The 23,247-nt window shown below is 69.5% G+C and carries 20 protein-coding genes; 6 read left to right on the top strand and 14 right to left on the bottom strand.

All coding sequences use genetic code 11. The features are described 5' to 3' along the window. Positions 1-105: 105 nt before the first annotated feature. Entirely contained in the window at positions 106-996 is an 891-nt protein-coding gene (locus AC067M_RS39580) for an RNA polymerase sigma-70 factor (protein WP_478701851.1), read from the bottom strand. A gap of 69 nt (positions 997-1,065) precedes the next feature. Next, positions 1,066-2,244, bottom strand: a complete 1,179-nt coding sequence (locus AC067M_RS39575; RefSeq protein WP_478701850.1) for an NAD(P)/FAD-dependent oxidoreductase — start codon at positions 2,242-2,244, stop codon at positions 1,066-1,068. Between the two features lie 648 nt (positions 2,245-2,892). Between AC067M_RS39575 and AC067M_RS39570 the strand changes: the two genes are divergently transcribed. Both AC067M_RS39570 and AC067M_RS39565 read left to right on the top strand, forming a co-directional pair. Continuing rightward, a complete protein-coding gene (locus tag AC067M_RS39570; RefSeq protein ID WP_478701849.1) occupies positions 2,893-3,315 on the top strand; it encodes a DUF350 domain-containing protein in 423 nt (140 codons plus the stop codon). A 420-nt stretch (positions 3,316-3,735) separates the two neighbouring features. Continuing rightward, positions 3,736-4,554, top strand: a complete 819-nt coding sequence (locus tag AC067M_RS39565) for a CAP domain-containing protein (protein WP_478701848.1) — start codon at positions 3,736-3,738, stop codon at positions 4,552-4,554. Positions 4,555-4,634: 80 nt separating this feature from the next. On the opposite strand, the gene AC067M_RS39560 is transcribed toward AC067M_RS39565, so the two are convergent. The 5 genes from AC067M_RS39560 to AC067M_RS39540 all read right to left on the bottom strand — a co-directional run bounded on the left by AC067M_RS39560 (position 4,635) and on the right by AC067M_RS39540 (position 11,420). Beyond that, entirely contained in the window at positions 4,635-6,503 is a 1,869-nt protein-coding gene (locus AC067M_RS39560) for an RICIN domain-containing protein (protein ID WP_478701847.1), read from the bottom strand. 140 nt (positions 6,504-6,643) lie between these two features. Continuing rightward, a complete protein-coding gene (locus tag AC067M_RS39555) occupies positions 6,644-8,407 on the bottom strand; it encodes an amylo-alpha-1,6-glucosidase (protein WP_478701846.1) in 1,764 nt (587 codons plus the stop codon). Between the two features lie 25 nt (positions 8,408-8,432). Then, positions 8,433-9,254, bottom strand: a complete 822-nt coding sequence (locus AC067M_RS39550) for a carbohydrate ABC transporter permease (RefSeq protein ID WP_478701845.1) — start codon at positions 9,252-9,254, stop codon at positions 8,433-8,435. Then, positions 9,251-10,168 carry a carbohydrate ABC transporter permease gene (locus AC067M_RS39545; RefSeq protein ID WP_478701844.1) on the bottom strand — a complete coding sequence of 306 codons (918 nt, stop codon included), beginning with the start codon at positions 10,166-10,168 and terminating at the stop codon, positions 9,251-9,253. Before AC067M_RS39545 ends, AC067M_RS39550 begins: the two co-directional genes overlap by 4 nt. A gap of 10 nt (positions 10,169-10,178) precedes the next feature. Beyond that, entirely contained in the window at positions 10,179-11,420 is a 1,242-nt protein-coding gene (locus AC067M_RS39540; RefSeq protein ID WP_478701843.1) for a sugar ABC transporter substrate-binding protein, read from the bottom strand. Between the two features lie 500 nt (positions 11,421-11,920). Between AC067M_RS39540 and AC067M_RS39535 the strand changes: the two genes are divergently transcribed. Beyond that, entirely contained in the window at positions 11,921-14,545 is a 2,625-nt protein-coding gene (locus tag AC067M_RS39535) for a cellulosome protein (protein ID WP_478701900.1), read from the top strand. 304 nt (positions 14,546-14,849) lie between these two features. After that, the gene (locus AC067M_RS39530; RefSeq protein ID WP_478701842.1) at positions 14,850-15,185 is read left to right on the top strand and encodes an alpha/beta fold hydrolase; all 336 of its coding nucleotides are present in this window, start codon (positions 14,850-14,852) and stop codon (positions 15,183-15,185) included. Between the two features lie 302 nt (positions 15,186-15,487). Here AC067M_RS39530 and AC067M_RS39525 read toward each other — a convergent pair whose 3' ends face one another. Next, the gene (locus AC067M_RS39525) at positions 15,488-15,832 is read right to left on the bottom strand and encodes an ArsR/SmtB family transcription factor (RefSeq protein WP_478701841.1); all 345 of its coding nucleotides are present in this window, start codon (positions 15,830-15,832) and stop codon (positions 15,488-15,490) included. 161 nt (positions 15,833-15,993) lie between these two features. Here AC067M_RS39525 and AC067M_RS39520 point away from each other — a divergent pair, with 161 nt between their 5' ends. Further along, a complete protein-coding gene (locus tag AC067M_RS39520) occupies positions 15,994-16,971 on the top strand; it encodes a quinone oxidoreductase family protein (RefSeq protein ID WP_478701840.1) in 978 nt (325 codons plus the stop codon). Positions 16,972-17,158: 187 nt separating this feature from the next. On the opposite strand, the gene AC067M_RS39515 is transcribed toward AC067M_RS39520, so the two are convergent. The 5 genes from AC067M_RS39515 to AC067M_RS39495 form a co-directional block, all read right to left on the bottom strand. Next, a complete protein-coding gene (locus tag AC067M_RS39515; protein ID WP_478701839.1) occupies positions 17,159-18,271 on the bottom strand; it encodes an ABC transporter substrate-binding protein in 1,113 nt (370 codons plus the stop codon). 141 nt (positions 18,272-18,412) lie between these two features. Next, complete coding sequence (locus AC067M_RS39510; protein WP_478701838.1) at positions 18,413-19,465, bottom strand: threonine aldolase family protein; 1,053 nt, start codon at positions 19,463-19,465, stop codon at positions 18,413-18,415. A gap of 2 nt (positions 19,466-19,467) precedes the next feature. After that, positions 19,468-20,136 (bottom strand): TetR/AcrR family transcriptional regulator, encoded by a 669-nt coding sequence (locus AC067M_RS39505; RefSeq protein WP_478701837.1) that lies wholly within the window; start codon positions 20,134-20,136, stop codon positions 19,468-19,470. Positions 20,137-20,360: 224 nt separating this feature from the next. Next, entirely contained in the window at positions 20,361-20,681 is a 321-nt protein-coding gene (locus tag AC067M_RS39500) for a hypothetical protein (protein WP_478701836.1), read from the bottom strand. A 102-nt stretch (positions 20,682-20,783) separates the two neighbouring features. Then, positions 20,784-21,695 carry a LysR family transcriptional regulator gene (locus AC067M_RS39495; protein ID WP_478701835.1) on the bottom strand — a complete coding sequence of 304 codons (912 nt, stop codon included), beginning with the start codon at positions 21,693-21,695 and terminating at the stop codon, positions 20,784-20,786. 68 nt (positions 21,696-21,763) lie between these two features. Between AC067M_RS39495 and AC067M_RS39490 the strand changes: the two genes are divergently transcribed. Further along, entirely contained in the window at positions 21,764-22,681 is a 918-nt protein-coding gene (locus AC067M_RS39490; protein ID WP_478701834.1) for an EamA family transporter, read from the top strand. A gap of 61 nt (positions 22,682-22,742) precedes the next feature. Here AC067M_RS39490 and AC067M_RS39485 read toward each other — a convergent pair whose 3' ends face one another. Then, complete coding sequence (locus tag AC067M_RS39485) at positions 22,743-22,961, bottom strand: hypothetical protein (RefSeq protein ID WP_478701833.1); 219 nt, start codon at positions 22,959-22,961, stop codon at positions 22,743-22,745. Positions 22,962-23,247: the final 286 nt, after the last annotated feature.

The raw sequence follows: 23,247 nt of genomic DNA, 5'->3' as shown, positions 1-23,247 counted from the left end.
GTGGGCGACGGGCCTGGACCGCGTCGTGAAGACCGTCGCCGCGCTGGCGGCCCCATCCGCTTGAAGCTGGCGATGCCCTTCAAGGTCGCCGACCCGAAGGAGGTGTCACCAACGATTCACGGTCCCCAGGCCGCTGAGCTTGTCGGGGTTGACCTGGAAGCGCAGGTTCTGGATGTGGCTGTCGACGAGGTCGAACGACAGGGCGCCGACGGTGTGGCCGTGGAGAGTGGCCACGATGCCTAGCTCGCCGTTGATGACGGCGGGCTCCATCGTCAGGGCGGCCAGCTCGGGCTTGGCCAGGAAGCCCAGGATCCAGCGCGCGACGTGCTCGGTGCCGTGGAGGGGGCGGCGGGCGGCGGTGACCTTGCCGCCGCCGTCGGACCAGGCGGCGACGTCGGGGGCGAGCAGCTCCATCACGGCGTTCAGGTCGCCGCCCGCACAGGCCCTCATGAACTGTTCGGTGACGTGCCGGCGCTGGGCCTGGTCGGTGTCGAAGCGGGGACGGCGTGCTTCGACGTGCTCGCGGGCGCGGTGGGCTATCTGGCGGACCGTCGGCTCGGGGCGTTCGAGGGTCTGGGCGATCTCGGCGTGGGAGTAGCCGAAGACCTCGCGGAGCAGGAAGACGGCCCGTTCGACGGGGCTGAGGGTTTCCAGGACGACCAGCATCGCGGTGGAGACGGTGTCGGTCAGTTCGGCCTCCGCGGCGACGTCGGGGGAGGTCAGGAGCGGCTCGGGGAGCCACGGACCGACGTAGGTTTCGCGGGTTGCCCGCGCGGAGGTCAGGCGGTTCAGTGACAGGTTGGTGACCGTTCGCACCAGGTAGGCCTTGGGGTGGCGGATCGTGTCGCGGTCGGCGGCGCTCCAGGTGAGCCAGGCGTCCTGGAGGACGTCCTCCGCGTCGGTGACGCTGCCCAGCATGCGGTAGGCGGTGGCGAACAGCAGCCGCCGATGTTCGATGTAGGGGTCCTGCTCGGCCCTGCCGTCGAATAAGACCATCGGCTCATGTTGCCAGCGCCGTTACCTTGACGACAAGACGCGAGATCACGGCGCCTGAGTCGGTGCCCGTCACACGGCGGGCCTGCGGGTGGCGCGGCCGCCCTTGGAGACGATGGTGGTGACGTTCAGGTGCTTGCTGAGCCGGTAGGTCTTGAGAGGGCTGCCGCTTACGATCTCCTTGTAGGCAACGGCGCCACGGCCCTTGAGGATCCACCGGCGCGGGGTTTCGTCGGCCTTGGTGAACTGGATGACCGCGTCGCGGCGGCCGAGGCTGACCGGCTGGTGGAAGTAGCCGAACCGGAACGGCTTGACGGTCTTGCCGCGCAGCAGCCGTGCGATGGTGTCGGCGGTGTACTGGGCGGTGGGCAGGCCGCTCTGGCAGGTGCCATGGATGTGCCCCCAGGCCAGGCGGATGGCGGCGGCGTCGCCGACGGCGTGGATCTGCGGGTGGGACACCGACCGCAACGTGGCGTCGACCAGGACGAGGCCGCGGTCGTCGGTGGCGATCTGCGCTTCGGAGGCGAGCGGCGACACCTTGACGCCGGTGGTCCACAGGCAGGCGTCGGAGTGGACGAGCCGGCCGTCGGCCAGTTCGACGGCGTGGGGCAGCACTTTGGTGATGCGGGCGCCGGTTTCCAGGGTGACGCCGAGGCGGTCCAGCGCGCGGTAGAGGTAGGCGCGGGCCTGCTGGCCCATCATGCCGCCGGGCTCTTCCGAGCTGATCAACGTGACGTTCAGGCCGGGGTGGCTCTCGGCGATCTCGGTGGCCGCCTCGACGCCGGTCAGGCCGCCGCCGCAGACGGTGACGATACCGCCGACGTCGGCGATCTCGGTGAGCCGCTCGGCGAACCGGCCGGCGATCTCCGGGCTGTTGAGGGTGAACGCGTGGGCGGCCGCCCCGGGGACCGTGCCGGTGTCGGTCGAGCTGCCCAGCGCGTAGACGAGCGTGTCATAGCCGAGGGTCTCGGCACCGTCGATGGTGATCTGCCGAGCGTCGGGGTCGATGGCGGTGGCGGCGCCCTGGACGAACGTGACGCCGGTCTTGGCGAGCAGGTCGGGGATGTGGTGGTCGGTCAGTTCCTGCCCGGCTGCGATCTGGTGCATCCGCAGCCGTTCGACGAACCGGCTCGACGGGTTGACCAGCGTGATCTTCACGCCGGTCCGGCGGGTTCGGTGTGCCAGCCGGATGGCGCTGAACATGCCCGTGTAGCCAGCGCCGAGGACGACGACGCGGTGACCGTTGTTCATTTCGTTCTCCCCAGGTCGGGCACCGGTTTCGGTTCCGGTGACGCCCATGGGACAAGCAACCCGCACCGGACGTGACAGGCTCCAGATGTGAACCACGTCACATCGCGCGCCACCGCGGTGCCATGTCCCACCTCTTTGTCGGCGTACACACGACGCGGCTCCGGCAAGGTCTCGTAGGCGGAGATCATCTTGGTGCGACGGCCAGTCCGCACAGCGGGCATCCTTTGACTGTGTTGGGTCGAACTGACCAAGCCTGTACTGCAGTTGGCAGCTGCGCTGGTGGCCTCGGGTCAATGCTTCTGGTCCCGTCGTCGCAGTCCAGGCCCGTACGCGGTCCCACGCTCCGGCAGGCCGCGGGATGCGGCAGTCTGAGCGAGTGGGTGAGCAGTCGCCATGTACGGCGTCTCGCCGATGTCGCGCTTACAGACAGGCCGGTCCGCATCGCCAGAACTGACCGTGCGCTACCAGCGACGCACCCGACGCGGCCCCTCATGCGAGAGCCGTCACGCACCTGGAAGGGGGCCAACCAACGGCAGGGCACGGTCAGATGGCCTGGCGCCGATCAACGGGCCGAACGCGTGCGCTACATTTTGCCTCGCCTTGACCGCGATCACTCACGATCTCTCACGCTACGGAGTCGGCAACCCCATGAGCGACATCGTCAACGGACTCGGGCGGGCCATCGCGTACGGCGGCCTGGGGCTGATCCTGCTGGTCCTCGGTATCGTCCTGGTCGACGTACTGACGCCCGGAAAGCTCGGCCGACAGATCTGGGAGCAGCGCAATCGCAACGCCGCCGCGGTGCTCAGCTCCGCGCTGCTCGGTATCGGCGGCATCGTATTCACGTCCATCTGGACGACGTACGAGAACTTCGGCAAGGGGTTGGTGTCGACCGCGGCGTTCGGGCTGCTGGGTCTGGCGATGATGGCCGTGGCGTTCCTGGTGGTGGACCTGATCACGCCGGGACGCCTGGGTGCGACGCTGGTCGAGTCAGAGCCTCATCCCGCGGTCTGGGTGACGGTGTCCTGCAACCTTGCTGTGTCCGCAATCGTGTCGGCTTCGATCGCCTGAGGCGGCCCACCCCCGCCTCGTCGTGACATCGGTCACACCGATTACGGGAACTAAGCGTCCCGGATAGTAGATGCCACTCCGGTGACATATGGGATTTGTCTGGCTTGGTACAGGTGTGCGTCACGCCGGCCCTGACGCGCGCCGCCCGCCCGGCATTCTCCCTCCACCCGCACGGAGAGGGTGGTTCCTGACGGAGCGACAGCAGTCCTCGGCGTCCGCGGAAGCCGCGTCAGCACGCGCCCACGCCCATGGCAAGGGCCGTGCAGATCTACGAGGCAACGTAGTAGACAGTGCCTTTGCTCCGCACGCGAACCCGTCCTAAGAATGACGACCCGCCGAGCATCTCCGCAGCTCAGGAGCCGAGTCTGCGCAGACCCAGCCGCACAAGGGGCGCTCGGCGATTACCGAGTGAGGTCATTCATGGGTAAGCACCGTAGAAGAGGGCATTACCGGCGAATAGTCATCGTTGCCGTCGGCGTGGGCACCGTGGGCCTGCCGTCCGTCGCGCTGGCCTGTACCGACTGGCAGGACAGCGGAGGGCACCAGCCCTACAGCGCCGAGAACACGGCCGCCAAGGACTGGTGGAACGACCGGGCCCAGGATCGCCCCCGGCACGGCGACTGGAGCCACGACTGGAAGGGCACCGAGCACAGCCGGCCCAGCTCCGCAGCGTCAAAGACTCCGACCGCCGCTGCGAGCGCCCCGGAGACCACCGCGCCGAAACCAAGGACCAGCGCGCCGCCGAGCACGGCGAAGAGCGCGGCTCCCGCGCCCAGGACCACCGCGCCTACCAGCACTGCGAAGACCACCCCCGCAGCAACTCCGACATCGCCCAGCTCCCCGAAGGCCGCCGCCCCGGCGTCCGGGGTCGCCGCTCGCATCGTGCAACTCGTCAACGCCGAGCGCGGCAAGGTCGGTTGCTCGCCCGTGACGCTGAACGCGGTGCTGACCAAGGCCGCCCAGGCCCACAGCGCGGACATGGCAGCCCACCAGAACATGTCGCACACCGGGTCCGACGGGTCTTCCCCCGGCGACCGGATCACGCGAGCCGGCTACATCTGGAGCACCTACGGCGAGAACGTCGCCTACGGCTACGCCACACCCGAGCAGGTCATGGCGGGCTGGATGTCCAGCCCCGGCCACAAGGCGAACATCCTCAACTGTGCGTTCAAGGAAATCGGAGTCGGACTGGCACAGCCCAACAGCTACTGGACGCAGGACTTCGGGACTGCCCGGTAAACGGCACAGAGCGCGGGAGGGACGACAGCCGGGGGGGGCTCCCTGCCGTCGCGGGGAGCCCCATGAGGTAGGGGCGAGGGTCAGCCCATGCCCTGGAGGCGCCAGATCTGGTTCCTCTTGTTGTTCAGCGCGCTGGCCGGGTCGCAGGTCCACTGGTGGATCTTCGCTCCGGGTGTCGTCGAGATCTGGCTGACGTCGACGCACTTGCCGCTGTGCACGGCGACCAGCTGGTAGTCCTTGCTGTTGCCGAGCGCGGTGACGGGGTTGAGGGTGAACATCTGGTTCGTGCCGCCGTTGCAGGTGTACTGGCCGACCGCGGCACCGTCGGCCGTGGAGCCACTCGCGACGTCCAGGCACTTGCCGCTGAGCTCGTCGACCACGGTGTAGGTGTTGGCGCGGCCGGCGACCGGCTTGAAGTCGAGCATCTGCTGGTAGCCGCCCTCACAGTGGTACTGCTGGTACTGCGTGCCGTTGGCGGTGCTGAGGTTGGTGTCGTCCAGGCACTGACCGCTGTGCTGGACCACCGCCACCGTGGAGACGGTGGTGTTGGACGGCGGCAGCAGCGTGACGGTGTAGCCGTCGGAGGCGTCCGTCCACGGTACGTTCACCGAGGCCGAGGTGCCGCTGACCGTGAGAAGTCGGTCGGAGACGGTGACAGGTCCGCTCACCGCCCCGCCGCCGTTGTTCGGTATGCGCTGGACGACCGCGCGGACCCGGCCGTTCTCCACCACGGAAGTGGTGTCGAGGCGGTTGAGGTTGACGGTTACCGTGCCGGTGTTGCCGTTGCTGCCCAGCAGGATCTTCGCGTTGCGGGCGCCGTTGTCCTTCGTCGCCAGGCCGTCCGTGTTCGTACCGGGCGCGAGGTTCACGATGTTGCCCGACTGCGAACCGTAATAGCGGTACAGGAACCACTCCCCCAGGGGCAGGTACTGGCTACCGGTCCTGGTGAGCAACTTCGCCTGGAAGTCGTGGAGGTTGGCGCCCGACGCCCAGTTGGCGCGCAGCCCGTCCGCCCCCGCTCGCTCAAGACGCGAGATGTACCAGCCGCCACGGCCGGGGTTCTGCTCGTTGGTGTTCGCGTACTCGTTCACCTGGAACGGACGGTTCGTCGTCATGCCACGATCCGACAGCTTGGCCTTCAGGGTGCTGCTGTCGGCGACCGGGTCACCGGGGAGGTCGTGCCAGCTGTAGACATCCGGCTGGACGTTGTTCGCCTTCACGTAGTCGAGGTACGTGTTCCACCAGGTGTTGGATGCCGTGGGTCTGCCGCAGGTGCTCGCGCCGACGACGACCGCGCCGGGGATGGCGGCGCGGATCTTATGGTAGGCGCGCTTCCACATCTCCAGGTACTGGGGCTGGCCGGAACCCCAGAACAGGCCGCAGTCGGGCTCGTTCCAGATGTCCCACTCGATGTCGGTCATGCCCGCCGCCTTCACGTCGGACAGCAGCCGGTCGTAGAAGGCGTCGAAGCGGGACCAGTCGCCGTTGTCCCCCGGGAAGGTGGGAGTGGTGGTGCCGTCGGCTCCCCACAGGTCGTGCGGCAGCATGACGAACGTTCCGCCCAGCGCCTTGGTGCGCTTGTACTGGGCGAGCGTGGAGTTCCACCGGCGGTCGTACTTACCGGCGACCCAACCACCCGGGTTGTCCAGCTGGGCTCCGCCCGCCCGCATGAACTTCCACTTGATGTCCTTGTAGAAGTGGTCCTGGGGCAGCGAGCCGTTCTCGGTCATCCCGTAGATGGTGCCCGAGGCGCGGTAGCTGGGGGCGCCGCCTGCGATGGAGAAGTCGACGGCGACGGTGGTGTCGGCGGCCTGGGCCGTCGTCCCGGGGAGGACGACGGCCGCGACCGACGCGAACAGCGCGGCGAGCGCGGTGGTCCTGCGCAGACGGCTGCCTGCGGCGGAGCCGGGTCGGCCGCTGAGTCTGGGCGGAGCGAGGATGCGGGACATGCCCATGTGATCTCCCGAGAAGGGGAAGGTGGAGGTGGCAGGGGCGGGTCAACCCCAGGCCGGGAGCCTGGAAGGAGCTGTCGTTGCGGAAAGCGAAGACACCGGTGGTGTTGTTGGCGTCCGACCGGACGCGGGTGGGCTCATCCGCCGGAGCGGGCGGTGGACCCGGGCGCGGCGCGCCGGAGTTCGTGGGCTTCGGCCAGGAGGAGGTAGGCGGCCGCGGTCCAGGTGTAGGCGCGGTCGCGCAGGCCGGTCCCGGTGAGGGCGTCGAAGTTCTCCGCGAAGCCGTGGGTTTCGCACAGGGCACGGAAGCGGGCACTGATCTCGTCCGCGAGGCGGTGGTGGCCGCTGCGGCGCAGGCCGTCCTCGATGAGAACGGTGGCGGGGGCCCAGATCGGGCCGCGCCAGTAGCCGTCGGGGCGGTAGTGCGGCGAGGCGGGCAGTTCGGTGGCCAGTCCGTACGGGGTCAGATGGGCCTCGATCCCGGCCGCCAGCACGGCGGAGACGTTCTCGGGCAGATGCTCGCCCAGCGCCATCGGCATCAGGTCCAGCAGACTGGAAGTGCTCCAGGTCTGTGAACTGTCGACGCCACGCGCCACGAACCGCTCCCCCGTCCACAGCTCGTCGAGCATCGCCGCCTGGGTCGCCTCGGCGGTACGGGTCCAGCGGTGGGCCTCGGTCGGTAGGCCCAGTTCGGTGGCGAGGTCGGCGAGTTGCCGGAGTTGGAGAGTGAGGAAGGCGGCCAGGTCGGCGGTGACGACGACGCGCTCGGGGTCGAAGGTGGTGGCGTTGTCCCAGCCGCTGTCGTTGCCGTGCTGGTAGTGGGGCAGGGCGGCGCCCGGGGCGCGGCGCGAGGTGAGCCAGAAGTCCGTCCAGCGCTCCAACCGGCGGTAGATCTCGGTGAGTTCCGTCCGGTCGAGGGGTTCAGGGAGCCGTCGGCGCAGCCGGCCCAGGGCCCAGCCGTGGATCGGGGGTTTGACGAAGTTGTAGAGAACCTCCGAATGCGTCACCGAGTCGGGCAGGGACCCGCTCTCGTCCTGGTGGTCGAACGGCAGTGAGAACTGGTCCCAGGCCAGCGCGGGCACTCCGGGCCCCAGGGCGAGGGCGTTGAAGCAGTGGTCCCAGCTCCAGACCTTGTCCATCCAGTGCTTGGACATGAGCACAGCGGGCCGAGTGACGAGGGATGCCGGGCGGACCGTGGCCGACCACAGGACGTACGCGGCGAGTTCGGCGGCCGGGGTGTCGGACGAGCGCCAAGGGGCCACCGCGTCGGCGAAGGCGGTGAAGGTGCCCTGCACTGTCGCCACGACGTGGTCGAACGTCTGTGAGGAGGCGTAGGGGCGTCTCGCGCTGTCCAGTTCCTCCACGGCCGCTTCCCAGGCCCCACCGGCGTCCGCGGTGATCGTGAGGCCGCGGTCGGCGGTGCCCAGGGCCTGGCTGCCGAAGACTTCGGAGACAGAGCCGGAGAGCACGGTGATCCGGTAACGGCGGCCTGTCTCGTACGTGGTGAACATGTGCGCGCCGGACACCGGGTCGCGGTGGAAGTAGGGGCCGGTGAAGGGGGTCAGAGATGTGGCCGCCGCGGTGATGCGCAGCCCCAGCCCCTCGCCCCGCAGACGGATGGTGTCCGGTGACGCGTAGGCGAGGCGGACGCGTCCGCTGTCGCCGGCCCATTCGAGCAGGCCCGGTGTCGTCTGGAAGCGGGTCTCGGCCCGGCCGCCGGTCGACGCGTCGAGGGGCACGAAGCGCAGGACGGCGTGCATGCCGTTCTGGTGAGAGACAAGATGGAGGTCCTCGGAGCGCGTCGTTTCGGCGAGCACCGGAGAAATACCGAACCAGGACCCGTGCGTGCTGAACGGGATGTCATGGAGGGAGAAGGCCGGGCCGGGTCGGGCGGCGGTCATCAGGCGTTACTCATTTCTCTGGGGTTCAGTCCTTGACGGCTCCGGCGGTCACGCCGGCGGCGACGTAGCGCTGAGCGAGGACGAGGATCACCGCGGCGGGCAGCGAGGCCACGACGGCGGTGGCCATGATGGCGTTCCACTCCTGGTTGTTGTTGCCGATGTAGTGGTAGATCCCGAGCGTGATCGGCTCGTGCGCGCCGCCGTTGGCCAGGGTGCTGGCGAAGACGAAGTCGGACCAGGACCACAGGAACGCGAACAGCGACACCGTCACCACGGCGTTGCGGCTCATCGGCAGCACGATCGACCGGAACGTGCGCCACGGCCCCGCTCCGTCGGTCTTCGCGGCCTGGAGCAGCTCGCCGGGTATACCGGACATGAACGCGGTGAAGATCAGTACCGCGAACGGCACGGCCAGCGTGGAGTCCGCGACGATCAGGCCGGGTACCGACTGCAGCAGGCCCAGGCTGAGGTAGATGGCGTAGAAGCCCATCGCCATGATGATGCCGGGGATCATCTGGGCGACCAGGAAGAGGAAGCTGAGCAGGCCTCCGCCACGCGGGCGCAGCTTCGCCAGCGCGTAGCCGGCCGGCGCGGCCAGTGCCACGGTGAGGGCCACGGTGCCCAGGCCGATGACGAGACTGGTTGCGAGGTAGGGCAACTGCTGATCGAAGACGGTCCGGTAGCCCTCCAGCGTGCCGTGGACCGGCAGCAGGTCCGGCGGACTCTTGCGCATGTCCTGGTCACGGGTGAAGGACACGTTGAGCATCCAGTAGACCGGGAAGAGCATGACCGCGGTCAGCAGCAGACCCAGAACCGTCTTCCATCCCCTACGGCGGCTTCGGTTCATGACTGCACCTGCTTTCGCTGGACCCTGAGATAGACCAGACCGAACACCAGGGCCGCGACGACCAGCAGATTCCCCACCGCCGCGCCCGGGCCGAAGGCGGGCAGGAGGTTGCCGAAGCCGAGCCGGTAGGACCAGGTGGCAAAAGTGGTGGACGAGTCCGCCGGACCACCCTTCGTCATGATCCAGATGATGTCGAAGACCTTCAGGGTGTAAACCAGCCCGAGCAGCAAAGTGATCGCCGAGACCGGCCGCAGCAACGGGAACGTGATACGACGAAAACGCACCCACGCGTTCGCGCCGTCGAGGGCCGCCGCCTCATACAGATTCGCCGGGATCGACTGCAGACCGCTGTAGAGCACGACCAGGTTGAACGGCACACCGATCCAAATGTTGGCGATGATCACTGAAGCCAGCGACCACTGCGGTGACGTCAGCCAGTTCACCGGATCGACCCCAACCCCACTCAACACAGAGTTGACGATCCCCGAATCGCTGTTCAGCATCCACGACCAGGTGGAAGCCGACACGATCAACGGCAGCAGCCACGGCACCAGGAACAACGCCCGCAAAGTCGCCGAGAGGCGGAAGTGCTGGTTGAAGAAGACCGCCAGTGCCAGACCGATGACGTACTGGAAGAACAGACACACGGCAGTGAACACCACCGTGTGCTCCAGTGCCGGGCCGAAGGCCGGATCGTCGAAGACGGTGTCGTAGTTCTTCAGGCCCGTGAACGGCGCGTTGCCCTGCACGAAGGAGCGGACGGTGTAATTGCGCAGGCTCAGGTCGAGGTTGCGGTAGAGCGGATAGGCATAGAAGAGGACAAGGTAAAGAGTCACCGGGGCGAGGAAAGCCCAGGCGGCCCACTGCTGCGAGCGGGGGCGTGAGCGGTCCGGCGGGTGGGTCGTCTGCTTCATCAGGTCCACGTCACTTGACTGCGGACTGCGCCTCGGTGAGCGCGTCCTCGGGGGACTTGGCTCCGCTGAGGGCAGTCTGGACGGCCTTCCACATCTGCTCGGAGATCTTGGGATACTTGGTGCCGAGGTCGTCACTGGTGCGCCCCTTGGCCGCCTTGACCGCCTCGACCCACGGCTTCAGCTTGGGGTTCGCTGTCACCTGCTTGTCCTGGACCTCGCTGGTGGGAGCCACGTAGGACAGCGTCGTGTCGGTGTTGTACAGGTTCTCGATGCTGGTCAGACAGGACACCAGCTTCTGAGACGTGGCGTAGCGGCCGGTGTCGTCCTGCACCGGGACGGTGACGAACTCACCGCCGGTCGGAGCCGAGGCATTGCCCCCGTCGGCGCCGGGAATGGGCAGGACCCCGTAATCGAAGCCCGCCTTCTCGGCATTCGCCAGCTGCCACGTACCGTTCTCAGCGAACGCGTAGTCCCCGCTCGCGAACTCCTGCCAGCTCGTCGTCTGGGTATTGTTGATCACCGAGTTGGGGGCATAGCCCTTCTTCAGCCAGCCACTCCACAGCGACAGCGCCGACACGCCCTGCGCGGAGTCGAGTCCGGTCAGCTTCGCGCCGGAGCCCCAGAACCACGGCAGGAACTGGAAGCTGCCCTCCTCCGTACCGATCGCGGAGAAGGTGATGCCCTTCTTCCCCGCCTTCTTCACCTTCTCCAGCGCCGCCGACAGCGACTTCCAGTCCTTGACCGACGCAATGTCGACACCGGCCTCCTTCAGCACCTTCTTGTTGTAGTAGAGCGCGAGCGTGTTCGCACCGATCGGCGTGCCGTACGTCTTCCCGCCCGCCTGACCGGCCGCGAGCAGGTTCGGGTCCACCGTGGAGGTGTCCAGCTTGGTGTCGTCGGTCGTGGTGAGCACGCCCGCCTCCGCCAAAGTCGACACCACCGGGTTGTCCACGATCAGCACGTCCGGGGAGTTGCCCTGCTGCGCCGCCAGCAGCGTCTTGTTGGCCAGATCGCTGGTGTCGAAACCGGTCCGTTTGATCTTCACACCGGCCTCGGTACCGCACTTGTCCAGCAGCGCCGTCCAGGCCGACCCCTTGGCGAACTGCGGGTACGGATCCCAGATGGCGTACGTGCCGCTGCCCGCGCCTTTCGTGGACGTGCTGCCGTCGGACGAGCAGGCGGTGGTGCCGGTGGCGACGGCGACGACCGTCAGGGCTGCGGCGGTGAGCCGCCGTCCGGTGGATCCGTTCATGGTGCGTTCCTTTGCGAGCCGGCAGGGACATGAACATGGGCATGCCAAACAGACGAGAGTGGCGACCGGCCGCCGGGACCGGTGAAGGCGTGGTGCTCGGCGAGAGAGTGCACGGAGCGAATGAGGCGAACCGCTTCAACGGGCGGACCGACCGTCGAACCGGTTCGCGTGAAGGGAAGCTAGGAGCACCGGGGGTGGAGTGTCAATGCCCCGTACGCAATTCCGTTGATTCACCTGCCGATCCGTGTCGGAGGTATTGCTGGGCCGTTTCCAGCGGTGCTAGGTTCCGGCGAACCGGTTCGACAGTTCCGATCAAGAGCCGCTCGTGATCGCGATGCCCCGAGTCGTACCGCGCCGAGCGAGGCCTCATCGACTCGACCCGTTGATCCAACCGGTTCGTATCGCCGACGCGACGGATCACCTTCACGGAGACCTCAGTGCCACGCAGACGCAGCAGAACAGCAGCAAGCGCCGGTGCCGCGGCGGCAGTGCTCGCCGCCCTGTTCGCCGTACCCACCGCGGGCACCGCCCGCGCGGCGGAACCGGAGCAGCTCACCATCGACCTCGCCACCGACACCGGCGCCTTCCACGGCGGTGCCTCCGGCTCGCTGTACGGCGTCTACGGCGACGGCGTGCCGAGCCGCAACGTCCTCGAAGGCATGCACGTCCGCACGGTGTCGACCAAGGCACAGGACGGGCCCCAGCACCCGGGCGCGGACGCCCTGGAGATGCTGCCGCCGTTCGTGGACTCCGGCGGCAAGGACGTCTACATCTACATGACCGACATCTACCGCGGCTTCCCCTACCAGTGGCCGGGCGCCGACGGACCGTCGCGGCTCGCCGATTTCAAGGAGAAGATCAAGAAGCAGGTCCAGCAGGTTCTGACCATGGGCGACTACAAGGACCACGTCGTCTACGTTCCCTTCAACGAGCCCGAAGGGAACATGTTCGGCACCGGCGAGTGGAGTTACAACAAGGTCTCCTGGCTGAACGACCCGCAGTACTACTTCGAGGCCTGGAAGGAGGTCTACCACCTCATCAAGGACCTCGACCCGGACGCCCGTATCGCCGGCCCCAACACCAGCGTCCTCTACGACCAGGTCAAGGGTTTCCTGCAGTACGCCAAGGCCAACGACGTGGTCCCGGACGTGATGACCTGGCACGAACTGTCGTCGCCTGCCGCTGTCCGCACGAACGTGGCGAAGTACCGGCAGATGGAGAAGGACGTCGGCGTCGGCCCGCTGCCGATCAACGTCAACGAGTACGGCCACAACTACCACCTCTCCGTCCCCGGCCAGGTCGTCCAGTGGGTCTCCGCCATCGAGGAGTCCAAGATCGACGCCGACCTGGCGTACTGGAACATCGACGGCAACCTCAACGACTCCGCCGTGGAGGCCAACAAGGGCAACGGACAGTGGTGGCTGTTCAACGCCTACGGCCAGATGACCGGCCACACCGTGGAGGTGACCGCCCCGCACCCCAACCAGCAGTACACCCTCCAGGGCGTCGCCACCCTCGACGAGGACAAGAAGCAGTCCCGGGCCATCTTCGGCGGCAAGAGCGGTGACGCGGACGTCGTCTTCAAGAACATCGACCCCAAGCTGTTCGGAACGACCGTCCACGCCACCGTCCAGGAGATCCCCTGGACCGGACAGGTCGGCGACTCCGCCCAGCCTCTGCGGCTCGCGGACCAGGAGCTCGCGGTCGGCGCGGACGGCTCGGTCACGCTGCCCATGACCGGCATGAACGAGATGTCGGCGTACCAGGTCATCCTCTCCCCCGGCGGCCAAGGGGGCGTCCCGGCCGAACCCTCCGTCGGCTGGCGCAAGACGTACGAGGCGGAGAACGCCACCTACACCGGCAAGGGCTACTCCAAGAACGGCCCCGAGGGCTCGCCGAAGGACGTCGGCAAGTTCGCCACCTCCGGCGCCTACAACGTGGGCGGTCTGCGCACCGGCTCCGACGGGGTCCTCGCCTTCGACGTCGAGGTCCCGCAGGGCGGCACGTACGACCTGAGCGTCTTCGCCAACTCCTACAACCTCTACGACCTGGTGAAGGAGCAGGGCCCCACCAACGTCTTCCTGCGCGTCGACGGGAAGGACCCGCAGGAGCTGAGGCTGCCGCTGGGCTACAAATGGGTGGTCTGGGGCCATACCGACACGACGGTGAGGCTGACGGCGGGCAAGCACCGCATCACGCTCTCCGCGCAGGACCCCGATCTCGGTGTCACCAAGGGCGACGCGATCATCGACAAGGTCGACCTGGCGCTGCGGGACGAGCGCGTGACCGCACCCGCGGTCTACGAGGCCGAGTACGCGGCGCTCGACGGGGCCAGGCCGGACTACGCCCACCCCGGCGCCTCGGGCCCCGGCGCCGTACCGCTGGCCAAGGGCGACTCCGCGACCTTCTGGGTCCACTCCCCCACCGACGGTGAATCGACCGTGTCCGTCGACCACTTGGGCGGTGGCCGGGCGAGCCTGTCCCTCAACGGCGAGAAGCTCGACGTACCCAAGGTCGGAGGCGGTAAGAAGGGCACGGACAGTGTCCGGATGTTCCTGTCCGGCGGTATCAACAAGATCACCGTCACCGGAACGTCAGGCGAGCTGCTCCTCGACCGGCTGCGGGCCGCCCCGTCCAGCGGCACGCTGACGACCAAGGTGTACCAGGCGGAGGCCGGCACCCTGACGGGCGCCGCCAAGGTCACCGACGCCTACACCTTCGCCTCCGGCGCCAAGGCGGTCACCGACATCGGCGACGGCAAGGACAACGCCCTCAGCGTCGACGTCGTCGCCCAGCGGTCCGGGCGGCACGCGGTGACCATCCGCTACTCCAACGCGGAGCAGGCGCCGGCCACCCATTACAACCCCGACCCGATCGCCCGACACGCCGACCTCTCGGTCAACGGCGGACCGGCCCGCCGGGTGCTGTTCCCGACCACCTTCCACTTCAACAACTTCTGGGAACTCACCGTCCCGGTGACGCTGAAGAAGGGCACGAACCGGCTCATGTTCACGGCGGACGAGCTGCCCGACTTCAACGGCGACACCTACAACCCGTACGACCAGCGCTCCCCGTACGCGCCGGTCATCGACCGGATCGCCGTCACACCGCTCACCCAGAAGTAACTCGCGGACGTCCCGGGCCGGCCGGTGGAACTGCGGTCGGCCCGGGGCCCGTTGGCGGTCGTAGGCCGGAGGCGGCAATGGTGGCGCGGGCCAGGACGTCGGCTCGTTCGTCCGGTGTCGTCCGAGGTCCCGTACTCGTCGAAGGCGGCACGGGCGGCCGCCACGGCACGGTGCACGTCCTCCACGGTCAAGATCGGGATCTCGCCGACGACCTCCTCGGTCGACGGGAGACGACTTCGCGGACGGCCCTCCCCACCCGCTTCACCCACTCGCCTCCGATGGAGACATCCCGCCGCTCCATCGGATGGTCTTCCACGGCAACAGCCTGCCCTTCCGCTGCGCTCTGGTGCTGCCCGGCCTTCCGGTCAACGCCGACACCTGGGCGCCGGTCGTCGCAGCGGTGGGACCCGCCCGCGCCGTCGACCTGCCCGGCCTGGGCATGAGTACGAAACGCCGGGACGACTGGCCGTCCTGGCTGACCGCACCGGTGGCCGAGACCGGTGCCCGTCACCTGGTGGGCCACTCCATCGGCGCCGCGGCTGCCGTCGAGGCCGCGACCGCCCACCCCCACGCGGTGGATCGACTCACGCTCGTATCACCGTTCTTCCTCCAGGCGCACCCGGCCCGCACCGCCCAGTGAACGCCCCTGACCCACTGGTACCCGAGCCGGACCACCCCCGAGGCTCTGGCCGAGCGACTGACCGGCGCCACGGGCCACGCGACCGCGCTCCGATCGGCTGTCGCGGATCTTCGCCGCGGCACCGTCGCGACCACCAGCGCCCGGCTCCTGGCCGCCACCGCGAACCAGGGGCCCCAACGATCCACTCACCCCCGAAGGCCAGGCCCCTGCTGAGCCCCCTCCCGCACGCCACCGTGTGATCGCCGGCGCGGGGCGCCATCCCCAGCTGCCCCACCGGGAAGACGCGCCCGGGCCGGGCGTCCTCAGTCAGTGCCGTCGGCGCGGAGGACCAGATCGAGGAGCCCCGGGAAGCGCGCGTCGAACTCCTCGCGGCGCAGGCGGTTGACCCGCCTGGGTCCCTCGTCGCGCTGCTCGACCAGGCCGGCGCCGCGCAGCACCGAGAAGTGGTGACTCTTGGCGGCTTTGCCGACGGGCACGTCGAAACTGCCGCAGCTGCGCGTCCAGTCGGGAGAGCTCGCCAGCTCGCGGATGAGCTGGATGCGGACGGGATCGGCGACCGCGGACAGTGCGGTGAGTACGGACACATCCTCGGGATGCGTATGGACCGGCGCCGCACGATGACTGCCGCCCGCGACCTGGTTCGACATGGCCCTCTCCCCCGTCCCGCACGACGCCGTGACACGCCTCGCAGAGTGTCCCGGCCGGTTGCCGAGTGTTCGATGAATATCTTACAGTCCCAGTGTTCGCTTTCCATTGAACAGTTATCCGGACAACCATCCGAACAGTCGTCGAAGGGTGCGTTCCGCCCATGCGTGCAGTCGAGTTCCAGGAGTACGGCGCCCCCGAGGTGCTGAAGATCGTGCAGGCCGACACCCCCGAGCCGGGGCCGGGTGAGGTGACCATCGACGCCGCTTACGTGGGCGTGAACTTCGCCGATCTCAAGGCCCGCACCGAGGGCTACCGCGTGGAGTCGCTGCCCTTCCGACCGGGCCTGGAGGTCTCCGGGCGGGTCCGTGCCGTCGGCCCCGGCGTCGAGGGGCTGCACCCGGGGCAGGAGGTCGCCGCTCTGGTCAACAGCGGCGCCTATGCGGAGGTGGTGCTCGCCGGTACCGCGACCGTCTTCCCGCTGCCCGAGGGCGTGGACCTGCGCACCGCGGCCACCCTCCCCACCGTGGTGCCGACCGCGCACGCCCTCCTGCACGAGGTGGGCCGGCTGCGTACCGGAGAGAGCGTGCTGGTGCACGGTGCCGCGGGGGGCGTCGGCACGGTCGCCGGGCAGCTGGCCCGGGCGGCGGGCGCCGAGGCGGTGTACGGCGTGGTCTCCTCGACGAGCAAGGCCGACCACGCCCTCAAGCACGGCTACGACGAGGTGTTCACCACCGACACCTTCCCCGACGACGTCCGCCGCGCCACCGGCGGAAAGGGCGTCGACCTGATCCTCGACCCGGTCGGCGGCGACACCCTGCGCCGCGGCCTCGACACCCTGGCCGTCTTCGGACGCTTGGTGTCCTTCGGCAACGCGAGCGGGGAAGGGCCGTGGCAGGTCGGACAGCCCGAGCTCTACGCACGGGGCCGATCGGTCGGGGGCTTCTCCATCCTCGCACTCGCGCAGTCGGCGCCCGAGGCGCTGCGCGCACTCGCCGAACGGGCCTTCCGCACGGTCGCCGACGGCATCGTGAACCTCCCGGTCACCGCGGAGTTCCCGCTGGCGGAGGCGGCCGAGGCCCACCGGCTGATGGGTGGGCGCAGGTCGACGGGCAAGCTGCTGCTGCGGATCGGCGACTGAGCGCCCCCCAGCACTCCTCACGGCGACGCTGAGGGTGCTCGCGGAGGAGCTCTCGGTGCTGTGCGGCGGCACCCGGACGGAGGCAGGCACCATCCGGTGAGTCCGAGCAGTCAGTTGCTCATGCAGGGCCCTCAGTTGGCCCGGCCGCCGGCCGAGCGCGGCCGGGCAGTCGGGCCTCCCCGCGCTCTCAGCCGGCGTGCAGGATCCGAAAGCGATCAGGTTCCGCCGGATCTCGATCCACCACTTGGATCGGCGTCGAAGCCCATTGCCACACGCTGATGCCGGGCGTGCGGGAGAACTGGATCTGCCCGCGGGTGCCTTCGACTGCGACGCGCGGCCAGGATTCTGCGGTGCGCGCCCGGTCCGTGCCGTGAGAGCGCAGCACGTCGGCGAGGACGGCGATCGTGTCGTAGCCCTCGAAGGCGACGAAGGAGGGCACTTCGGCCAGCCGCTCACGAAGGGCGGTCTCGACGCGTGCACCGAGTGGGGTGAGGCGTTCGGGCAGGTAGCGCAGGAACGGGATCGCGGCGCTGTCGTCGCCCAGCAACGTCGCCCATTCGGCGAACTCCGGTTGCCCGGCCGGAGCACCGATCATGATCTCGGCGAGGCGCTGGTCGCGGCGGACGGACTTGACGATCGACACTGCCGGCTCCGGATGGCCGACCAGAAGAAGGAGGGCTGTCGCGCGGTTGTCGACGAGTTCGTCGCACAGGGCCGTGGGAGCGAGCGTGCGCATGTCGAGTTCGATGACGGTGCCGCCGCGTGGAGCGAGGTGGTCCCGCAGAATGCGGGACCCGGATGCCCAGTAGACACTCGGCTGGGCTGCTACGGCGATGCGGCTGTGGCCCGCGCCGAGGACGAAGTCCGCGTAGAGCCGCCAGCCGCGGGACTGCGGCGGGGAGAGGCGCGCGACCCATTCCGTCGGCTCCTCGGTGAGCGCGTCGAGAACCGCTGACGAGCAGAGGAACGGCAGGCCGAGGGCGTCGGCCCTGGCGGCGGCGGCGCGAGCGACGACGCTGTGATATTCCCCCGCCAACGCGGCCACGCCCAGGCGAGCCAATTCGTCTACGGCCGCCGCGGCCCTCTGCGGATCAGCCGCGGTGTCCCGGACCACCAGCTCGAGCGGTCTTCCGCCGATGCCCCCGGCGTCATTGACTTCGCGAACGGCCAGCTCGAGTCCCGCGAGCAAGTGTTGGCCCGCCTCCACCCAGCCAGGCCGAGTCAGCGGAACGAGAACGCCGATCCGGACGGATGACCCGGCAGTCCGCTCCGCTCTCGGGGGTGATGGTGGCGTACTCATGCGCTGGCGTCTCCCGTGTGACGAAGCGGTCGCGGCATCACGGCGAGCGCGGGCGTATTCATCTCATCTCGCCGTGACGGCGCATCTGGGTGATCATGCCGGACATTGCATCCACCACCATCGCCGACAGGCAACCGATTATCAGACGGCGAGGCGACTGACGGCCTGGACGAGGTGGTCGACGTCCTGTTCCGTGGTGGCGAAGGAGGTCACGAAGCGGACGACGCCCGCCTCCCAGCGGTCGTGGTAGAAGGCGAAGCCCTCGGCCAGGAGTCCTTCGGTGACCTCCTGGGGCAGACGGCAGAAGAGGATGTTGGCGTCGGCGGCGCCGAGAAGACCCACCCCGGGTATCGCCTTCAGGCCCTGCTGGAGGCGGGCGGCCATGGCGCCCGCGTGGGCCGCGTTGCGCAGCCAGAGGCCGTCGGTGAGGTAGGCGTCCAACTGGGCGGCCTGGAAGCGCATCTTGGAGGTGAGCTGGCCGGCACGCTTGGCGCGGAAGGCGAGTTCGGCGGTGAGGGAGCGGTCGAAGACGACGATCGCGTCGGCGGTCATCGTGCCGTTCTTGGTGGCCCCGAAGGACAGCAGGTCGACTCCGGCCCGCCAGGTCAGTTCGGCCGGGGGGCAGCCCAGGGAGGCGACCGCTCCGGCGAAACGCGCGCCGTCCATGTGCAGGCGCAGCCCCGCCTCCTCGGCGATCGACCCGAGGGTGCGGATCTCGTCGAGTGTGTAGACCGCTCCGCTCTCGGTGGCCTGGGTGATGCTCACGACGGAGGGCTCCACGCTGTGCACGTCCCCGGCCTTGTGCCGGGCGGCGGCCCGCAGCTCCTCCGGGTCGATCTTGGCGTCGTCCCCGCCGAGCGGGACCAGCTTCGCGCCCGCCGTGTAGAACTCGGGCGCACCGCACTCGTCGTTGTTGATGTGGCTCTCGCGGTGGCACAGCACGCTGCCCCACGGCGGGGTCAGGGCGGCCAGGCCCAGGGCGTTGGCGGCGGAGCCGGTGGAGACGAGGAGCACGTCGACGTCGCACTCGAAGATCTCGCACAGACGGCGCCGGGCGTCGCCGGTGATGCTGTCGGAGCCGTACGGGAGGGCCTGGCCGGAGGCCGCCCGGGTCACGGCGTCGACGATTTCCGGAGAGGCGCCGGCGACGTTGTCGCTGCTGAAGATGCGAGCCGCGGGAGTGGGGGTGCTCATGGTCACGTTCCTTGTGGTGCGGTGGCGGCGGGAGAGACGACGGCAGCGGCAGCGATGAGCTGGCGCAGCGCGCCGTAGTAGACGTCGTGGTCGGTCACGGCGGGCACGATCGCGGCGAGGTTGCCGCTCAGCGCCGGGAACTCCTCCGGATCGAGCGCGGCCAGGGCGGCGCGCGTGGTGGCCTGGGCGGCCTTGGCGTCCCGGTGGTCCACGAAGCCGGCGCTGCCGAGGGTGAGCAGGTACATCCGCCGGTAGGCGGTGATCGCCTCCTCGGGAGTCATTCCGGCGGCGAGGCTGTCGGCGAGTTGCGGCTCGACCAGGCGGGCCAGCAGGTGGCGTCCGAGCCAGGGCCGCGTCCCGCGCAGGGCGAGCAGTCCCGGATGCGCCGTGAGCAGCTGGTAGAGCGCGGTGAACCGGGTCTCGGTGGCGGTGGCCCAGTCGGTGTCCGGACCGGTCTCGGGCAGCCGGGCGGCCAGATGGTCGATGCACAGGTCCAGCAGTCCGGCCAGATCGGTGCAGCGGCGCTGGAGCGAGGCGAGGGAGATCTCCAGCCGCGATGCCAGCGCGCGCAAGGTCAGAGCCTCGGGCCCGCCCTCATCGATCAGAAGGAGGGCGGTTTCGGCGATGCGGTCCGGGGTCGCGCGGTCCAGTGAGGGTGAGTGGCGGGGCATACGGGTCACCGTACGATACGACGTATCGTCTGTCGCCCCGGGAGTCGCCCGAGGGGGTCATTCGGCCACCTCTCCGGGGCGGCCGTGAACGAAGATGCCTTTGCCGTAGTCCGACGCCGAGATCGCCGACCATCTCGTCCTCAGCCCGCTGACCGTCCGCAGCCACATCAACGCGCCATGGCCGAACTCGACGCGCGCGACCGTGCCCGACCGGTCGTGATCGCCTACCAGTCGGGCCGCTGGACTCCGGCACAGGCGAGGGCGTCGCGCAGTTCCGCCTTGCGCCGGTCGGGGTACACACCGACCGTCTGCGTGGCGACACCGGCGTGCGCGACGGCTTCGGTCAGTGCGGCGACCGGGACGACGCTGACGATCTTTCCGTCCGGGTGGAAGTCCACCGGTTCGGGAGAGCGGATGACCAGGCCTCGGCCGTCGTACCCGCCCCACACCTGGTAGTCGGGCGCGAGGGAGCGCAGTACGTCGTTCTCCTCGCGGAGTTCGGAGGCGACCCGCGGGCCGTCCGCAGAGCTGAACTCCCTGGCCACGCCCAGACGTTCACACAGCTGGGCCGCATAGCGATCGGCGTCATTGCGAGAACCAGCACGGCATGTTCGTCCGGCCGAAGCTGAGCCGGCTGCCCAGCGGGATCATCCGGCAGCAGGTGTACGCCTCCTTCCAGCACGACAAGAGCTCGGTGGAGATCGTCGAGTTTCGCGGTAGAGGGCGGTGAGCAGTTCCATCACGGACTGGGTGGCGGGGTGCGGGTCGTCCCGCCACCAGGCGAGGCGTACGGCGATGGGCTCAGCGTCGCGCACCGGCCGGTAGACGACGCCGGGGCGCGGGTACTGGTGGGCGGTGGACTCGGCCGTCAGGCCGACGCAGCGGCCGCTGGAGATCACGGTGAGCCAGTCGTCGACGTCGTGCGTCTCCTCGGTCGCCGGACGGGAGTCCGGCGGCCACAGGTCGGGCGTGGTGGTGCCGGTCCGCCGGTCGATCAGCAGCGTGCGCTCGCTGAGCTCCGCGAGCCGTAGCGAGCGGCGCGGCGCCAGGGCGTCGTCGGCGGACAGGGCGGCGAGCCGTCGTTCCAGCCCCACGATGGCGGACTCGAAACGCCGGTCCTCCAACGGTCTGCGTACCACCGCGAGGTCACAGGCGCCGTCCGCGAGCCCGGCGGTGGCGGAGTTGACGCGCACGAGACGCAGGTCCGTGCCGGGTTGCGCCTGGGCCCAGCGGCGCTGGAAGGCCGGCGTGTGGCGGCCGAGTGCCGACCATGCGTAGCCGATCCGCAGGCGGGTGTGGCCCGAGGTGGCCTCCTGGACCAGATCCTCCACCTCCGCGAGCACCCGCCTGGCCTGCGCGAGCACCCGCAGCCCCGTCGCGGTCGGTGTCACCTCGCGCGAGGTGCGGCGCAACAGCCGTACACCCAGGGCCCGTTCGAATGAGGCCAAGGTCCGGGACACGGCCGCCTGGGAGACGCCGAGGGCAATGGCCGCGTCGGTGAAGGTGCCCTCGTCGACGATGGCGACGAGGCAGCGCAACTGCCGAAGCTCCAGATCCATGACTCGATCGTATAGATCGAACGGTGAACGCATTTTACGCATGGGCAGGGTCGCCACACGATCGAGGCATGCGAGCCGAACCCGCCCCCGTCACGGCGCCCACCCGCTCCGCCCCGTCCGCCCACGCTGCGGCGCGCCCGGACCCGGAGCCCGACCGCAGCCGCTTCGCGGGCGTGGCCGCGATGATCGGCAGCGGCCTGTCCAACCAGAGCGGCGCCGCGATCGGGTCGCTCGCCTTCCCCGTCCTCGGGCCCGTCGGTGTCGTCGCCGTCCGCCAGTACGTCGCCGCGCTCGTCCTGCTGGCGGTCGGCCGGCCCCGGCTGCGGAGCTTCACCTGGCGGCAGTGGCGGCCGGTGCTCGGGCTGGCCGTGGTGTTCGGGACGATGAACCTGTCCCTGTACAGCGCCATCGACCGCATCGGGCTGGGGCTGGCGGTGACACTGGAGTTCCTAGGTCCGCTCACGATCGCCCTGACCGCCGCGCGCCGACGCGTGGACGCGTGCTGCGCGGTGATCGCCGCGGCGGGGGTCGTCACGCTGATGCGCCCGCAGCCCTCGACCGACTACGCCGGCATGGGGCTCGGTCTGCTCGCCGCTGCGTGCTGGGCGTCGTACATCCTGCTCAACCGCACCGTGGGCCGACGCGTCCCCGGCGCGCAGGGGTCCGCGGCTGCCGCCACGGTCTCCGCCCTGATGTTCCTGCCGGTCGGCATCGTGCTCCTCCTTCAGCAGCCTCCGACCGGGCCGGCGGTCGGCTACGCCGTCGCGGCCGGTGTCCTGTCCTCGGCGGTCCCGTACCTGGCGGACCTGTTCACGCTGCGCCGGGTGCCCGCCGAGGCGTTCGGACTCTTCATGAGCGTCAACCCTGTCCTCGCCGCGGTCGTCGGCTGGATCGGCCTCGGCCAGGACCTGGGCTGGACGGAGTGGGCGAGTATCGGGGCCATCGTCGCGGCCAACTCGCTCAGCATCCTGTGCAGACGGACGTGACCGAGCGGACCTCCGGACGGCGTGCCCGCCGCGCGGCCGACTGCGGCATCCAGCACCCGCGTCACCGACGTCTCCGTCCGGCGAAGGCGGCGCCTTTCGGGCCGGTAGCGCCGGTGGCGTCCATCTTGTCGTCGGCGTCTCCGGCGGCTTCACCCGCCACCTCGGCGCCACCCGCGCTCTGGGCCTGCTGCTGGTTGTTCGCGGCGCTGGAGTTGTCGGCGCCGGAGTCGGAACCGCCGCAGGCGGCCAGCGTGAACATCAGGACGGCACGGAGCGGCAAGCACGGCACGACGGGGCAGAGCACGCGTCAGGGTGTCTCCGAACAAGGGGAAAGTACTGCGGGTTCGACGGTCTGGGGGCCGGACCTCCGCGGGACGGCAACGACCCCAGGGACCCGCTGTTGAGGGCCAGCACCAGCAGTCCTCCAATGTTTCGCCGGAGGGCCGGCCTCGAACGCTGTCCGCATGGGAACGCCGGTGGGGGGGGGGGGGGGGGGGGGGGGGGGGGGGAGCAGGGGGGGGGGGGGGGGGGGGGGGGGGGGGGGGGGGGGGGGGGGGGGGGGGGGG

Source organism: Streptomyces sp. NPDC043427 (genome assembly GCF_056436655.1).
Note: the sequence above shows the minus strand (reverse complement) of the source record. Positions and strands in the feature narration are given on the sequence as shown.

Coding starts and splice junctions, on each gene's coding strand:
- AC067M_RS39505 (WP_478701837.1), bottom strand. CDS start 20,136: ATGCCCCGCCACTCACCCTCACTGGACCGCGCGACCCCGGACCGCATC.
- AC067M_RS39565 (WP_478701848.1), top strand. CDS start 3,736: ATGGGTAAGCACCGTAGAAGAGGGCATTACCGGCGAATAGTCATCGTT.
- AC067M_RS39510 (WP_478701838.1), bottom strand. CDS start 19,465: ATGAGCACCCCCACTCCCGCGGCTCGCATCTTCAGCAGCGACAACGTC.
- AC067M_RS39540 (WP_478701843.1), bottom strand. CDS start 11,420: ATGAACGGATCCACCGGACGGCGGCTCACCGCCGCAGCCCTGACGGTC.
- AC067M_RS39560 (WP_478701847.1), bottom strand. CDS start 6,503: ATGTCCCGCATCCTCGCTCCGCCCAGACTCAGCGGCCGACCCGGCTCC.
- AC067M_RS39580 (WP_478701851.1), bottom strand. CDS start 996: ATGGTCTTATTCGACGGCAGGGCCGAGCAGGACCCCTACATCGAACAT.
- AC067M_RS39550 (WP_478701845.1), bottom strand. CDS start 9,254: ATGAACCGAAGCCGCCGTAGGGGATGGAAGACGGTTCTGGGTCTGCTG.
- AC067M_RS39525 (WP_478701841.1), bottom strand. CDS start 15,832: ATGTCGAACCAGGTCGCGGGCGGCAGTCATCGTGCGGCGCCGGTCCAT.
- AC067M_RS39495 (WP_478701835.1), bottom strand. CDS start 21,695: ATGGATCTGGAGCTTCGGCAGTTGCGCTGCCTCGTCGCCATCGTCGAC.
- AC067M_RS39490 (WP_478701834.1), top strand. CDS start 21,764: ATGCGAGCCGAACCCGCCCCCGTCACGGCGCCCACCCGCTCCGCCCCG.
- AC067M_RS39520 (WP_478701840.1), top strand. CDS start 15,994: ATGCGTGCAGTCGAGTTCCAGGAGTACGGCGCCCCCGAGGTGCTGAAG.
- AC067M_RS39555 (WP_478701846.1), bottom strand. CDS start 8,407: ATGACCGCCGCCCGACCCGGCCCGGCCTTCTCCCTCCATGACATCCCG.
- AC067M_RS39530 (WP_478701842.1), top strand. CDS start 14,850: ATGGTCTTCCACGGCAACAGCCTGCCCTTCCGCTGCGCTCTGGTGCTG.
- AC067M_RS39575 (WP_478701850.1), bottom strand. CDS start 2,244: ATGAACAACGGTCACCGCGTCGTCGTCCTCGGCGCTGGCTACACGGGC.
- AC067M_RS39570 (WP_478701849.1), top strand. CDS start 2,893: ATGAGCGACATCGTCAACGGACTCGGGCGGGCCATCGCGTACGGCGGC.
- AC067M_RS39545 (WP_478701844.1), bottom strand. CDS start 10,168: ATGAAGCAGACGACCCACCCGCCGGACCGCTCACGCCCCCGCTCGCAG.
- AC067M_RS39515 (WP_478701839.1), bottom strand. CDS start 18,271: ATGAGTACGCCACCATCACCCCCGAGAGCGGAGCGGACTGCCGGGTCA.